The organism is Pseudomonas sp. Ant30-3 (assembly GCF_000690905.1).
In the GTDB taxonomy this organism is placed as follows: Bacteria; Pseudomonadota; Gammaproteobacteria; order Pseudomonadales; family Pseudomonadaceae; genus Aquipseudomonas.
In genome coordinates, this window is record NZ_JMCL01000094.1 from 13,513 (window position 1) to 28,699 (window position 15,187).

Annotated in this window: 10 protein-coding genes; 4 read left to right on the forward strand and 6 right to left on the reverse strand. The window is 59.2% G+C overall.

The genetic code is table 11. The features are described from left to right. Positions 1 to 95: 95 nt before the first annotated feature. The 3 genes from DU29_RS0121595 to DU29_RS0121605 form a co-directional block, all read right to left on the reverse strand. Positions 96 to 296, reverse strand: a complete 201-nt coding sequence (locus DU29_RS0121595; RefSeq protein ID WP_028623566.1) for a hypothetical protein — start codon at positions 294 to 296, stop codon at positions 96 to 98. Between the two features lie 99 nt (positions 297 to 395). Beyond that, positions 396 to 2,636 carry a TonB-dependent siderophore receptor gene (locus tag DU29_RS0121600; protein ID WP_028623567.1) on the reverse strand — a complete coding sequence of 747 codons (2,241 nt, stop codon included), beginning with the start codon at positions 2,634 to 2,636 and terminating at the stop codon, positions 396 to 398. A gap of 201 nt (positions 2,637 to 2,837) precedes the next feature. Next, positions 2,838 to 4,583: a phosphoethanolamine transferase CptA gene (locus DU29_RS0121605; RefSeq protein WP_028623568.1), complete on the reverse strand. Its 1,746-nt coding sequence runs from the start codon at positions 4,581 to 4,583 to the stop codon at positions 2,838 to 2,840. 251 nt (positions 4,584 to 4,834) lie between these two features. On the opposite strand from DU29_RS0121605, the gene DU29_RS0121610 reads away from it, so the two are divergent. Beyond that, positions 4,835 to 9,658, forward strand: a complete 4,824-nt coding sequence (locus tag DU29_RS0121610) for a dermonecrotic toxin domain-containing protein (RefSeq protein ID WP_028623569.1) — start codon at positions 4,835 to 4,837, stop codon at positions 9,656 to 9,658. 65 nt (positions 9,659 to 9,723) lie between these two features. On the opposite strand, the gene DU29_RS0121615 is transcribed toward DU29_RS0121610, so the two are convergent. Further along, positions 9,724 to 9,915, reverse strand: coding sequence for a DUF6026 family protein (locus DU29_RS0121615; RefSeq protein WP_028623570.1), 192 nt, complete (start codon positions 9,913 to 9,915; stop codon positions 9,724 to 9,726). Between the two features lie 271 nt (positions 9,916 to 10,186). Here DU29_RS0121615 and gnd point away from each other — a divergent pair, with 271 nt between their 5' ends. Genes gnd through DU29_RS0121630 form a run of 3 tightly spaced genes read left to right on the forward strand, consistent with a single transcriptional unit; the run spans position 10,187 to position 13,505 of the window. Next, a complete protein-coding gene (gnd, locus tag DU29_RS0121620) occupies positions 10,187 to 11,167 on the forward strand; it encodes a phosphogluconate dehydrogenase (NAD(+)-dependent, decarboxylating) (RefSeq protein WP_028623571.1) in 981 nt (326 codons plus the stop codon). Continuing rightward, complete coding sequence (gene zwf, locus DU29_RS0121625) at positions 11,164 to 12,687, forward strand: glucose-6-phosphate dehydrogenase (protein ID WP_028623572.1); 1,524 nt, start codon at positions 11,164 to 11,166, stop codon at positions 12,685 to 12,687. The genes gnd and zwf overlap by 4 nt, the downstream gene beginning before the upstream one ends. After that, positions 12,684 to 13,505 carry a Cof-type HAD-IIB family hydrolase gene (locus tag DU29_RS0121630; RefSeq protein WP_028623573.1) on the forward strand — a complete coding sequence of 274 codons (822 nt, stop codon included), beginning with the start codon at positions 12,684 to 12,686 and terminating at the stop codon, positions 13,503 to 13,505. Before zwf ends, DU29_RS0121630 begins: the two co-directional genes overlap by 4 nt. 453 nt (positions 13,506 to 13,958) lie before the next feature. Here the strand turns inward: DU29_RS0121630 and DU29_RS0121635 are convergent, their stop codons facing one another. Both DU29_RS0121635 and DU29_RS0121640 read right to left on the reverse strand, forming a co-directional pair. Further along, positions 13,959 to 14,504: a hypothetical protein gene (locus DU29_RS0121635; protein ID WP_152635577.1), complete on the reverse strand. Its 546-nt coding sequence runs from the start codon at positions 14,502 to 14,504 to the stop codon at positions 13,959 to 13,961. 174 nt (positions 14,505 to 14,678) lie between these two features. Next, positions 14,679 to 15,152: an LEA type 2 family protein gene (locus tag DU29_RS0121640; RefSeq protein WP_028623575.1), complete on the reverse strand. Its 474-nt coding sequence runs from the start codon at positions 15,150 to 15,152 to the stop codon at positions 14,679 to 14,681. Positions 15,153 to 15,187 lie beyond the last annotated feature (35 nt).

Here is a 15,187-nt window from a genome sequence, read left to right on the forward strand (position 1 = left end):
TCGCAAGCGCGAACATTCACACACCGTCCGGCAGGCGAGCAGTACCTCATATTTCGGCAACAAAAAAGGGCGCCCCAGGAGACGCCCTCTTTACCTCACCGCTTGTAACTCTCCGTCATTTGCGCAGTTTGATCGTCCGGAACCTGCAACTCAGCATCTTGCTGACGCTGGTTCTCCTGCTGGCTCAACCGCAAACTCTCGTAGTAATAGCGCATGCGTTCTGCGCCACCTTCGGCAAATGCACTCACCGAAACAAAAGTCATCAGCCCGGCAACAATCAACGGTGTCGTTTTCATGGTCTGCCTCCCACTAAGCATGTCGGATGCGATTTCGTCCATGAAGCAATACTGCGCGGGCATTATCTGACGATTCCGTTAATTGGGAATTAACTGTGCTCAGAGCTTCCAGTCCAGGCTCAGGGTCACCGTGCGCGGGGCGCCCCAGTACACGCCGTTATAGAAACCGACGTTGTCGTAATACTTCTCGTCGAGCAGGTTGTCGACGTTCAGGGATGCCGACAGGTGTTCGTCGAAGGCATACCGCGACATCAGTTTGACCACGGTGTACGCCTCCTGCCGAATGTTCGTGCGTTGAGTGATGATGCGTCCATTTTCGGCCCGACCGACCGGGCGATTGGCTGTGCGGTAGATGTCGCTCTGCCAGTTGAGCGCGCCGCCAACGGTCAGCGCCTGCCAGTCCCCGGTCAGACGATACGAAGTGGACAGGCGCAGCATGTTCAACGGCTGATTGGTGTTGGCGCGTTTGTCCTCACCCGTCACCGAATGGGTGTAGGTGTACCCGGCAGTCATGTTCCACTGCGGCAAGACTTCGCCGGACAGTTCGGCTTCGAAACCCTGGACCTTGTTGCCTTTGCCGTTGGACTTGTAGAACTCCTCGTTGGTCACCGGGTCCGGCGGCACCGAATCATCGAGTTCGGCGACGTTGTCCTGTTTGCTCCAGAACACCGCCGTGGCGAGGTTCAAGCGTTCTTCCAGCAAGCTGCCCTTGAGCCCCACTTCATAATTGCTGCCGACCACCGGCTCAAGGTATTGGCGATTGCTGTCACGGTAGGTTTGCGGCTTGAAGATGTCGGTGTAACTGACGTACGCGGTGTATTGCGGCGTCAAGTCGTAGAGCAGGCCGGCGTAGGGCGTCCACATATCGTTGTGCTGCTGGGTGGTGGCATCGACGCTGCGCAACTGCAGATTGTCATTGTAAGCGTTGGTCGTGCTCGAGGATTTCCAGCTGCCGTAACGACTGCCTAGCACGGCGTGCAGATCGTCGGTCAGGCTCAGGCGTGTTGCCAGATACCCGGCCTTTTGCCGAGTGCTGCTGCTGGAGCCTTGCAGATCGGTCACTGTGTCGTTGAACTTGGGAATCCCGCCCATGTATTTCCAGTCGGGGACATTGGCGTAGTCCGCAGCGATGTCGCCGTCCACTGTGTAGGGATTGTCGTCACTGCGCTCGGCCTCGCCATAGCCGAACATCATTTCGTGCTCACGGCCGAACAACGCGTAGGGCCCCGACACGTTGAAGTCATACGCTTTCATCTTCTGCTCGCCGATCATGTGGCTTACGTTGGCCACCATGCCGCTGCGATCGGCCTCGGGGAAGCCGTTGCCGCCGTAGTAGATCTTGCCGTCGGTGTCGCTCTCGCGATGGGTGTAGGCGGCTTTCAAGTGCCAGCCTTCGCCGAGGTTTTGATCCAGCGTAGCGAAAGCGGTTTTGTCCTTGAGCGGCCAGGAGCTCCAGGGCGTGGCCATGTTGGTGGACCGTCCGAGCCTGGCTTTACTGCCGTCGGCGTTCCAGTACGGCACGGTGCCCCACGACGTGCCCTGCACCTGTTTGTCCTGATAGTCGTAACCCACGGCGAGCACCGTGTCGTCAGTCAGGTCCGCTTCGAGAATGCCGTAGCCGACCTCCCGTTGCAGTTGATAGTTGTCGAGATAAGAGTGGCTGTCGCGGTAGGCCAGCACGCCGCGCCCGCGCAGGCGTCCATCGAACCCCAGCGGACCGCCGACATCCACGTAGCTGTAGTAATTGTCGTAGCTGCCGCCGCTGACACCGCTCATGGCTTGCCATTGCGAGGTAGGGCGCTTGCGTACCATGTTGATGGTGGCCGAGGGATCGCCGGCACCTGTTGTCAGGCCGGTCGCGCCGCGTACCACTTCGATGCGGTCGTAAATGATCGTGTCGGCATCGGACTTCATGTAGCTGAACGTGTTGAGCATCCCGTCGATCTGGAAATTATTGATCGAGTAACCGCGAGAGGAATAACTGACCCGATCGGAGTCGTTGTGTTGCACAACAATGCCGGTGGTCTGGCTCATGGCTTCGGACAGCGTGCCGAGTTTGAAATCGTCCATTTGCTGACGCGTTACTACTGAGACTGACTGCGGCGTTTCCTTGATCGACAGGTTCAGGCGAGTGGCGCTGCTCATGGCGCCGGTGGTGTAGGACTGTGTGTTTTCAGTGCTGGCGCCCAGGTTTTGCGCGGTCACATCGGTCGCGTCCAGCTCCAGAACATCGCGCTTGGATTGTTCTGAAAGTTCGGTTTCTGCAAACAGCTCGGGGCATAGCGCTGCACTGCACATGCCAAGGGCAAAAGTCATGGAACGGGTGATGGGCGCGAACATCGCTGCCGACTCCTTGTCGTCGATGGAAAAATTCCGTTGATTCAAGGACGAAGGAGGGCGGCGATAATTAGCAATAAACGAGAATAATTACTATTTGTGAATGTGTCACAAGCTTGTAGCAGCTGCCGAGCCTGCGAGGCTGCGTCCAAACCGTGTCGCGATCGGACGCAGGCTGCGTCAGCTGCTACATAGAGCGGGCGATCACTTGAGGACAACCTCTCCCTGATCGGCTTTCACTTTGGGCTTGATCAGGCTGAAGTCGATCAGCGCTTTCTGCTGACGCTCGTAAGGATTGCCAATCAACAGTGGTCGCGGCTTGAAACTGTCGCTGACCAGGCTCTTGCTGTGATCAAGTTCATCGAAACTCAACCCGGCCATATCCGCCCAGGTGTGGATCAGGTGCGAGCTGCTGTAAGGCCGGCCAAGGTCTGCGGCGAAATCCCAATTGTGCTTCTCTCGCCATTTTGGCGATGCCCAGGCCATGAACGGAATCGTGTACATCGGCGCCGTCGGCTTGCTCTCGTTGCGGCCCAGCGTGCTGTGGCCGGGCGAGTCAAACACGTCTTCGCCGTGGTCGGAGAGGTACAGCAGGAAGCCGTTCGGGTCGGATTTGGCGTAGTCCTTGATCAGGCTCGAGACCACGAAATCGTTGTACAGCACCGCATTGTCGTAGCTGTTGTACGTCGGCAATTGATCGTCACGTACGCCGTCGGGCACGCCGTTGCGATCCTTGAATTTGTCGAACGTCGACGGATAACGGTACTGGTAACTCATGTGTGTGCCGAGCAGATGCACGACGATCAACTTGCGTGGCGCGGCATCGGTCAGCGCCTTGTTGAACGGCGCGATCACGTCGCCATCGTACTGCGCGGCATTCTGGTTGCGATTGTTGTTCAGGTACACCTGCTCGTCAGCCTGTTCGGAGAAGGTCGTGAGCATGGTGTTGCGCTTGGTCATGGTCTGTTGGTTGGTGATCCAGAACGTCTTGTAACCCGCCTGTTTCATCATGCTGACCAGCGACGGCGTCGACAGGTACAACCCCGGATTGTCTTCATCGGCAAAGGTCAGGACCTGTTGCAGCGCCTCGATGGTGTAGGGGCGCGGGGTGATGACGTTGTCGAAAACCGCCAGCTGATCCTTGAGTTTGTCCAGTTCAGGCGTGGTCTCGCGCGGGTAGCCGTACAGGCTCATGCGCTGACGGTTGGTCGATTCGCCGATCACCAGCACCAGCGTCTGGGGCTGATCAGCGCTGACATCCTTGAGGTTTTTCAGCGGGGCGATCTTGCTCGCGCTGTGCAGCATGTCCTGCATGCCGGCGAGGGTGTCGAGATAGCGGTGGTACGCCACTGCCATCTGCCACGGCACGGCCGGCTCGATGCGGGTTTCGAACTTCTCTAAACCTTCGGCAAAGCTGCCCGTGCGCATCGTTTGCTTGATCAGCGGATAACCCACCACCGCGATTACGATGGCCGTCGCCGCCACCAGTGCGCGACCACGCGGCATGTACACCGGGCGCAGGCGCGTCCACAGGAACCAGGCGAATGCGGTGTGGGCGAGGAATGCCGCGACCATCCACCAGGCAAAGTACTGGGTCATGTACTCGCCGGCTTCAGAGATGTTCGACTCGAACATGATGAAGATGACGCTTTGCGAAAATTCCTGCTGATAGATGAAGAAGTAACCCAGGCTCGCCATCGAACAAGCCCACAGCACCGCGCCGATTACCGCCGCCATCACGCGGGTCTGTTTCGGGAACAGCAACATCGGCGCGAGCCAGATGGCACTCATCACGAAGGCCTGACGGAACCCGCTGAAACCCGAGGTGCCCGTCAGTTGGATCAGCAGTTGGGTAATGCCCGAGAAGTACCAGAAGAACATGAACAGCCAGAGAAATCCGGGCCAATCGAAACCTTTCGCAGTCGTGTTGCTGCGTTCAAACATCGCCATTCAGGGCTCCAGCAGATGATTCGAGGTGGCTGGCGCAGGCAGCGGCAGCAAATAGCGGACACGCAAAATTCAGCGGGCGGCCCAATGAGGAAATTATGACCAGAGTCGTGTGAAAAGTTCGTGAGCTACCCGGTTTCCCGACGGCCGTGGCGGTATCGGGTTACCGCACAGCGCGGGCAATCCTGGGTTTTGATGAGCGCTACGCAGGACGCAAACCTGCCACGCCTCAATCGCCTCCCAAGGAAAGGGACATGCCTGATCATTCGCTTGTAGCGCCTCCATTGAATGCTGGAAAAGTACTGGCTTATGCCGTTTCAACGGTCTTTGCCCATCGACCGATCGTCATCACTGCCGCGTTGAAACAATTCACCGCGGCGCTCGCCAGGCTCTACCCGGACTTGCACATCAACGTGCTGACCACCACGCTCAACGTGCCGGGTTGGGACGTCGGGCACGAGCGCGACAACACCGTTATGCCACCGGTGGAGGACGGCGCCAGGCATTCCACGGTGCCGCTGTTTGAGGTGATGATCGCCTCGATCACCGGCAAAGCCTTGCTGTGGTTTACCTCCGGGCACTTTCTCAGCGACGCGAGCGGGCGGCGCCTGGATGTCGAGATGCGGGAAGTCGAAGCGTTACTGCGAGGTTTGCCGGACGTGATGATCGGCGCCCTGCAAACCGCACTCGCGGACTTCTGGAACGAGCCGCTGGCCGGTGAGACCAAGCGTTGGCAGTGGCTGGCCGACCTTTGCAAAGGCGCATTGCTGATCCAGCTTGCACCGGGCAACAGTGACGATCGGCTGGATGCCGAGCAAATCCGAACGCTGCAGCAAATTGCCCATTGCCCGCAACGATCCGAGCGCCAGCAGGTGTACGGGGAGAACGCTGCTGAAGCGTTTCTGGTGCGCTATCAAACGGGCCAGGACGAAGCGCTCCGGGTCCTCACCGGCAGCGCAGTGCTGGTGACGCGTACGGTGGCTGACCGGGAAATAATCCTGCAGTTTTTCCCCGGTGGAACCGTTGAATCATTCAACACACTGCAAGCCTTCGCCGAGGCGCAACGCGTAACCGATTCGTCGACCAGCGACGTGGTGCTGGACGTTCAGCCATGGACTATAAACACCGATGTGTTCGTCACGTTGGCCCAGGCGATGCTCGACTCGCAACTGGAGCGTGTCGCCGATATGGGTGATATCGCCGGGCAGGACTTGCCAGCGCTGGAGTCGCGGTATGCCGAGATCAGTGATGTCTCAAGTTTTTTTCACGCCTCCGCTGACCACGCATCGACATCGACAATGCTCGACAACGTGCTCGACAACCAGCCCGACTGGTTGCCGCTTGCCAGCACCGAGGACCTGCTGGCCTACAGCCGATACCTGCTGGAACTCGCGGCATTGCAGCAAGCCACGGATGGCCGGGCTTATGACGACGGCATCGACAGCGCCGCCGTGTTTGCCAGGCATGCGCTGGAGCAGGCGATGGTGGATTTCGGTCCGGCGTTCGACCCCGACGCCTTGTTGGTCACGCAGGTTCGCTATCAGGCCGATGCACCCGGCGCTGCGACGGGCACGGTCGTCAGCCAAACCGATACCCTGACCCGGCGCGCGTTGAAAAATCTTGGTGGTCTGCTGCACGCTGCCACCACGCTACGCGACAAGAACGGCGCGCCACTGCCGGATTGGGTAAACGTCGACACTCTGCGTGAGCTGATGTCGCGAGCGGATATCGGCACGGCTTACCCACTGCTGGTCAAGCGCGAGCTGCTGGGCGACAAAGCACTGCGGCTTGAGCGGGAAACACGCTTCGCCAACCAGTTGCGCCTGCAACTGCCGATACTGGCGCTTGAATACAAAGTGACCGGCAATGGCCATGTGACCGAGGCCGGCTATCGGCAAGTGCTCGCGCTGGTGCAAGCCGAGACCGCTGCGCGCACCCTTGACCTGCAGCCGATCGTGCTCAGGGCGCTGGCCTTTGTGCTTGACGAGGCAGACCGCACAGACGTGGTGAGTAATCAGTTCGTGATCGGCCCGCAAGACACCAGCCACGGACCTTTTCTTCTGTACCGGCCGTTCTACGCACCGGTGTTCGTCGAGTGTGCGTCCTGGTCAACGCTGTTGGAGCGGATCCGCGACGACTCGTCGATCAACAAAAGCGTGCTGGATTGGCTTGAGCCCGACGCCCGCAGGATTTACAACCACGGAGGCTTCACTGAACCACATCTGCCGAGGGTGATCTTTGATGTGGACTTTCCGACGATTACGGCGGCGGCCCCACCGGTCCTGTGTGATGAAGTGGTGGTGGGCGATGTGTTCAGCGCACTGTATCAAGCGAATGCCGACGTGCTGGTGCGCCAGGCTGACGAACAGACGGTGTCGAACGCGGAGTATCGCTGGGCGACGCTGGAGGGCTTGGGCGAAAAAGTACTCGACTCGATTCTGGGCGCGGTTCTGCCTTACCTGCGCGGTCCGGCTGCCGCTGCCGGTTGGCTGCTGACCACCGAGTCCGCCGTCTTGAGTGCCTTGCGCACCCTGGACCAGGGTGACACCGGCCCGACCCGGCAGTTGTTATTCACGCTGCTCGGACAATTGGCGATGGCAGCATTGGTTCATCGGTTTCAGCCCGGCAATGTGTCCGACCTTCCGGTTCGATTGCCCGCGTCGCGAGGCAGCGTATCCGCCCGGTATACGCCGCCCATCGCTGCCACGACGCAAATAACCGATTCGGCCGTGGATTTTTCCATGGCCCCGTCCCGCGATTCGCGAGCGGCGCTCGAGCGCTATTTACAGGTCCATCCCGACACGGTTGGACCCGTCATAGAGGCCGCGCCGCTGCCTGGCATTCACGTGGTCGATGGCCGCTGGTACGCACGGGTTCCCGGAAGAATCTCCGGCTGGGGCTGGGCGCCGGTGACGCCGGCGCAGGGTCGCAATGTGCACCTGCTGGATCGCAGCGCCGCGCCGATCAAATGGCTGGAGCTGTGCAACAACGGCGAGGGTTTGTGGGACACCGCGCCTGAGTTTCGTGTACGCCATGGCGGTGGCGGTGCCAGTCGGCTGGGTGAGTACGTGTTTGGCGATCCACAGCTGAATGCCGAGCGCGCCGCCCGGACACAACGCTTGCAGGTGCTCGAGGAGCAGCGACTGGCGCTGGATAAAGAGATCAACCATGCGCGGGATGCGGGCAACGATGCCTATGTAGAATTTCAGCAAGAAGCGCTCAAACTGGCAGACGCCTCGAAAGGATTCGCTGAAGCGCAAGGTGCGCAACAGGCTCAATTCAAACGTGACATGGCCGCTGCGCAGCAGAAATTGCGGATATCCAATCAGACCAGACTTAAAGCGGGTGAGTTGTTCGTTGAGCTGCAACTCAAATACATCGCCCTGCTCGACAAGGTCCGGCCAGTGCTCGATGCCGATGAACATTTCCTGCGCGAAGCTCGTTACGAGTTTCTGCAAGAAAGGCTTTTGCGCTGCAGCATGACGGAATCGGCGCTGGAGAGCGTCTCCAGCACCCCGCCGGAACTGGGCTATTCCAAGGAAAGCGTTTTTCCTTTGGCCTACGACAGCCCCGACGCTGCGCTAGGCATTCCTTACAACGCGCTGTTCGAGGCGCGCAAACGAATCCTCAAGTTCTATCCGCAGCGAATAGCGGTCAGTGAGATGCTGGAGGCCACAGCTGCGGAACTCGCGTCGCTGGATGAGCAAGTATCTAAAGGAAGGCGAGCCAGCCATTTGCTCGACGCGGTGAAAACGCGAAAGCTTGACACCGACATACTGAGGATTTTCGAAGTGATCTCCATTCGGGGCGCGCTGACCGGCGACCCGTTGGTAGAGCCGAGCATGCTCGAGGCGGCTGGGCTGGAGGGCATCAGTCGTATACCCGTCGGCCGTGTGACCTGGCATCTGCTGGAACTGGATGCGGGGACAGGCTATACGCCCAACGAGCGGATTCTGCTGCTCAAGGACGCCGTGCGGCACTACACCAATGCCTTGGGCCTGGCCCATTACCTGGAGCGGCCCGCAGGTGGGATGTCTTACGTGCCGGAAGAGTTCGTGCGCAAGTTCACTGCCCGCGTGACGGAATTTCGCAGCATGGCGGAAGAAGCGCTGGCGAAAGTCGCCCGCGCCGAAGTGCTGGGGACCGTTGACGAACCGGTCGCTGCCAGCGGCAAATCACGCTCCAAACGCACACGCAGCCCGACTCGACGCATCATCGAGACCGCCGAAGGCATGGTCATGGGCGAGTCAAGTGACGAAACGGACGAGCCGGACGAGACCGTCGTGGCGACCGATCCGTATTCTGGGGCGCACACCACGTATTACCGGCACGACGCTGCAGAACCGATCTACACCGAGCGGCGCGTCGAATCGCCGATGACACCGGTGCCTCCGGTCAGGCCGCTGCCGGGTCTGAACAAACTGCTCAAGGATGCACGCCTGCTGCTGGCCGGACTCGCTGAGTTCAAAGCCAGGGTCAGCCAGAGCGCGAGCAGGCAACCGGAGCCCAAGAGCCAGGAAGACACGTTGGTCCGCCAGGCGAACAAGCTCGATGAAACAGCGGTAGCGATCAACCTCAGGCTCAAGGAATTTTCTCAGAGTCAGCACGACAATGCCGTCGACCTGAACGCGCGCTTGACGGTCGCTAGTCAAGCGCTGCGGGACGAAGGTGTGCGCCTGCGCATCGAAGGGGCGCGGCGTTTGCCGCCGACCGTGGGCAATCTCGAATACCTGCTGGAAAAAGGTGAAGTGCGCATCGGCAACTCGAACTGGTCGGACAAATCCACAGCGTCAGGTGGTGCGGATTTTCTGCTTGAGTTTGAAGTGCTCGACGAAAAAGCGCTGGCCAGCAAGCATCACAAGGCACTGTGGTATGCGCATTTTCATTGCCATGAGAAGAACGCTGGAACGATGAAGAAGGGGCACTTGAAGTTGGCGGCACTCAGGTACAAGACCTATGCCGACCAATTGCGAGAGGCGCAGACCAGTCAGATTCAGGCCATTGAAAGCGCCAATATCAGCAAAAGCGTGGCGACCAGGCTTTTCTTCAAGCGCCTGCCGCCCGGCGAACAGGGGTAAATAACGGGCACAAAAAAACCAGGCTGACCTTCTAACGGGAGGGTCTGAGCCTGGTTTTCTGTCGATTAATTGTGCAGCGCTTTTTTCGTCGTGACTGGCAACCGATAGTCAGCAGGTTGGAACTGCTGCAAAAGCTCTTGCAGGTGAGCGACTTCGCGCATAAGCAATTCGCGCTCATCGCGCAGCTGACGCAGTTCGTCGCGACGAATGGTGACGTACAGGGTTTGTAGGGGACGAGCGGTCATCAAATTGTCCATGGATCACCTCGCAAGCTTGCATCAACTGTGTTCTGGCCGCTCTTCGAACGGGACATAAACACTATCGGCAGCAATTTTGATTTCTTTCGCCCCGGATGGGAACTTTTTTATTTTTCATGGTCGTTGTGTCTTCGGCACGATTCCCGGCGTTATCTATCAGTCTCGGGCACAATGCACGGAAACTTCGTCGCAAAGCTCTGGACTAACCCCCATTAGTCGCGTTGCGCTATAACCTTTGACACACTTTATTTGTAGTAGGGAGCATCAGTACATGCAACTCGGGATTATTGGACTGGGCCGCATGGGCGGCAATATTGCGCGGCGCCTGATGCTCAACGGTCACACCACCGTTGTGTACGACCGCAATACCGCTTTTGTCGATAACCTCGCAGCCGAAGGCTCCAAAGGCGTTATCGACCTGCCAGCCCTGGTGGCCGGCCTGGCCAAGCCGCGCGCGGTGTGGGTCATGCTGCCAGCCGGCGCGCCGACCGAAGACACCATCGAAGTACTGAGCACGTTGCTGGAACCCGGCGACACCATCATCGACGGCGGCAACACCTTTTATAAGGACGACATCCGCCGGGCGAAAAGCCTCTCGGAAAAAGGCCTGCATTACGTTGACGTCGGCACTTCCGGCGGCGTCTGGGGCCTGGAACGCGGTTATTGCATGATGATCGGCGGCGAAGCCGAAGTGGTCAAACGCCTCGATCCATTGTTTGCCAGCCTCGCCCCGGGCATGGGCGATATTCCGCGCACCAAGGACCGCAAGTCCGAAGATGACCGTGCCGAGCGCGGTTACATCCACGCCGGTCCTGCAGGTTCGGGACATTTCGTGAAAATGATTCACAACGGCATCGAGTACGGAATGATGCAGGCCTTCGCTGAAGGCTTCGACATTCTCAAGACCAAGGCCAGTGAAAACCTGCCGGAAGACCAGCGCTTCGACCTCAATGTCGCTGATATCGCTGAAGTCTGGCGCCGCGGCAGCGTGGTGTCGTCCTGGCTGCTCGACCTGACGGCGGACGCTCTGGCCAGCGATCCGAAACTCGAGGGTTACTCGGGTTCGGTCGCGGACAGCGGCGAAGGTCGCTGGACCATCGAAGCTGCCATGGAGCAATCGGTGCCGGTACCGGTACTGTCGAACTCGCTGTTCTCGCGCTACCGTTCACGCGGGCAGGGCACCTTCGGCGACAAGATTCTATCGGCGCAGCGCTTCGGCTTCGGCGGCCACGTGGAGACTTCGAAAAAATGACCCGGTTGATCCGCAATAAATCCAAGGCTGAACCCGCACCACCGACCACGCTGTTTCTGTTCGGCGCGCATGGTGATCTGGTCAAGCGTCTGCTGATGCCGGCGCTGTACAACCTGAGTCGCGACGGTTTGCTGGGGGATGGTTTGCGGATCGTCGGCGTTGATCACAACGCTATTAGCGATGAAGCCTTTGCGGAAAAGCTCGAAGACTTTATCCGCACGGAAGTGGCAGCGAAGGTCGGCAAGGGCGACGAGATACTCGATCCGCATTTGTGGGCCAAGCTCGCCAGCGGCATCAGCTACGTCCAGGGCGACTTCCTGGACAACAGCACTTATCAAGCCCTGGCGGAAAAAATTGCCGCCAGCGGCACCGGCAATGCGGTGTTCTACCTGGCCACCGCGCCGCGTTTCTTCAGTGAAGTGGTGCGCCGGCTTGGCGCGGCCGACCTGCTGAAGGAGACTCCCGACGCCTTCAGAAGGGTGGTGATTGAAAAGCCGTTTGGCTCCGATCTGCCGACTGCAGAGGCGTTGAACGCCTGCCTGCTCAGTGTCATGTCGGAAAACCAGATCTACCGGATCGATCATTACCTGGGCAAGGAGACGGTGCAGAACATTTTGATCAGCCGCTTCTCCAACAGCCTGTTCGAAGCTTTCTGGAACAATCATTACATCGACCACGTGCAGATCACTGCCGCCGAAACCGTTGGCGTGGAAACCCGTGGCAGTTTTTACGAACACACCGGTGCCTTGCGCGACATGGTGCCCAATCACCTGTTCCAGCTGCTGGCGATGGTGGCCATGGAACCGCCGGCCGCATTCGGTGCAGACGCGGTGCGCGGCGAGAAAGCCAAGGTGGTTGGGGCGATTCGCCCGTGGACGACCGAAGAGGCGCGCGCCAATTCGGTCCGCGGCCAGTACCGCGCTGGCGAAGTTGATGGCAAACCGTTGCCCGGTTACCGCCAGGAAAACAACGTAGCGGTCGACAGCACTACCGAAACTTACGTTGCGCTCAAAGTCATGATCGACAACTGGCGCTGGGTCGGTGTGCCATTCTACCTGCGTACAGGCAAACGCATGAGCGTGCGCGACACCGAGATCGTCATCTGCTTCAAACCGGCGCCGTACGCGCAGTTCCGTGACACCGAGGTCGATGAGTTGCAACCGACCTATCTGCGCATCCAGATCCAGCCCAACGAGGGCATGTGGTTCGACCTGCTGGCCAAACGGCCCGGCCCGGCGCTGAAAATGGCCAACATCGAGCTGGGTTTTGCCTACAAGGATTTCTTCGAGATGCAGCCTTCCACGGGCTACGAAACGCTCATCTACGATTGCCTGACCGGCGACCAGACGCTGTTCCAGCGCGCTGATAACATCGAGAACGGCTGGCGCGCCGTGCAGCCGTTCCTCGATGCCTGGCAGCAGGACGCAAACGTCGAGCATTACGCGGCGGGTGAGGACGGGCCGGCTACGGCAGAAGACTTGCTGACTCGCGATGGTCGCGTCTGGCACGGCCTCGGATGAGTGAGCCGACGCAACAACCCATTCGTTTTTTGCTGAGTGACATGGACGGCACCTTGCTGCTGCCTGATCACAGCCTCAGTCAGCGCACCATTGACGCCGTGCGCTCCCTGCGCGAGGCGGGCGTGCTGTTCAGCCTGGCGACGGGCCGGCCGCCGAAAGCCATGCTGCAACAGATCGAAGCACTCGGCGTGGACCTGCCGACAGCGGCGTTCAACGGCGGCACGATCGTCAATCCGGACGGTACGTTGCTGGTCGCGCATTACCTACCGGCGACCGCAGCGCTGACCGCCCTGACGCTGTTTGGCGATTTGCCGGACATTGAAGTCTGGGTGTTCAGTGGCGGCGACTGGCTGCTCAAGGACCCGACCGGGCCGATGGTGCCGCGTGAGCAGAGTGGTCTGGGGTATCCGCCGGTTGTGGTCGAGTCGTTCGAACCGTACTTGTCGCGCATCGACAAGATTGTCGCAGCGAGCAACAACGCTCAACTCTTGATCGAACTGGAAGCGCAGTTAATTCCGAAAGTAGAGGGCCAGGCGCAGGTATCGCGCTCGCAACCGATCTACCTGGATGTCACTGCGCTGCTGGCGAACAAAGGTGAAGCGTTGGCGACACTCGCCAAACACCTCGGTGTGCCGCTGCAACAGACTGCCGCCATGGGCGACGGCGGCAACGACCCGCCCATGTTCCACCGCGCCGGACTGTCGATCGCCATGGGGCAGGCCGAAGACGCCGTAAAGCGCCAGGCAGACGTCGTCACCGCCGCCAACACCGAAGACGGCGCGGCCCAGGCCATCGAACGCTACATTCTTCCGCGATAACTCAATCTCCTGTGGGAATGCCTCGTGGGAGCAAAGCTTGCTCGCGATGAGGCCTCCAGAGGCAGCATATATGTTGCGTGTCCCACCGCCATCGCGAGCAAGCTTGCTCCTACAGAATTTTGATGTGACTCAGATACTGTGGACGCCAAATAAACCCGTAGGAGCTGGCTTGCCAGCGATGAGGCCCGGTCAGCCAACACTAATATCGCCTGACCCACCGCCATCGCGAGCAAGCTTGCTCCCACAGGATTTTGATGTAACTCAGATACTGTGGACGGCAAATAGCCCCGTAGGAGCTGGCTTGCCAGCGATGAGGCCGTGTCAGCCAACATCAATGCCATCTGACCCGCCGACATCGCGAGCAAGCTTGCTCCTACAGAATTTTGCTGTGACTCAGATACTGTGGACGGCAAATAACCCCGTAGGAGCTGGCTTGCCAGCGATGAGGCCGTGTCAGCCAACATCAATGCCATCTGACCCGCCGCCGTCGCGAGCAAGCTTGCTCACAGGATTTTGATGTGACTCAGATACTGTGGACGGCAAATAACCCCGTAGGAGCTGGCTTGCCAGCGATGAGGCCGTGTCAGCCAACATCAATGCCATCTGACCCGCCGACATCGCGAGCAAGCTTGCTCCTACAGAATTTTGATGTAACTCAGATACTGTGGACGGCAAATAACCCCGTAGGAGCTGGCTTGCCAGCGATGAGGCCGTGTCAGCCAACATCAATGCCCTCTGACCCACCGCCATCGCGAGCAAGCTTGCTCCTACAGAATTTTGATGTAACTCAGATACTGTGGACGGCAAATAACCCCGTAGGAGCTGGCTTGCCAGCGATGAGGCCGTGTCAGCCAACATCAATGCCATCTGACCCGCCGACATCGCGAGCAAGCTTGCTCCTACAGAATTTTGATGTGACTCGGATACTGTGGACGGCAAATAACCCCGTAGGAGCTGGCTTGCCAGCGATGAGGCCGTGTCAGCCAACATCAATGCCATCTGACCCGCCGCCGTCGCGAGCAAGCTTGCTCACAGGATTTTGATGTGACTCAGATACTGTGGACGCCAAATAAACCCAATATCGCTTGACCCACCGCCATCGCTGGCAAGCCAGATGCAACGGTGAACCGGAGACATCAATAATTCCCCTCGATGATCGCGATCAAACACCGTTCACCAAGTCCCAACCGCAGCCCCCGGCAAACTCAATTTGCCACTGTCCACAAACCGCATCGTCCCAAACAACCCCCCAGCCAGCTTGCCACGCAAAACGTAAGGCAGGTCATCCAGAGTTTGCGACCTGGTCAGCCCAACGGTCTGGCGAAACACGGAAAACGCCGACACACTCACCGGCACGATCAGCACCGTTTCAGAAAACCGCGCAATAGACCCGGACTGGTCGCTGACGCCGGAAGCAAGGGGTTGCCCATTGACCTCCAGATCCAGCGCCACGCCGTTGTAATCGATGGTCGTGTCATTGGGATTCTGCACGCGGATTTTCACCGCAAAACGCACTTCCATGCCCTGACCTGGCATCGGCTCAAGTCCGACCACATTGATGTTCAACGGATCGTGCTGGGGCAGCAGGGCGCAGGCGCTGAGGGTGAGCATCAGCAGGGAAAGAATCAACGCGTGGACGCGGCGCATGGGCACACTCACTAAAAAGAAAAAGACCGAACCCC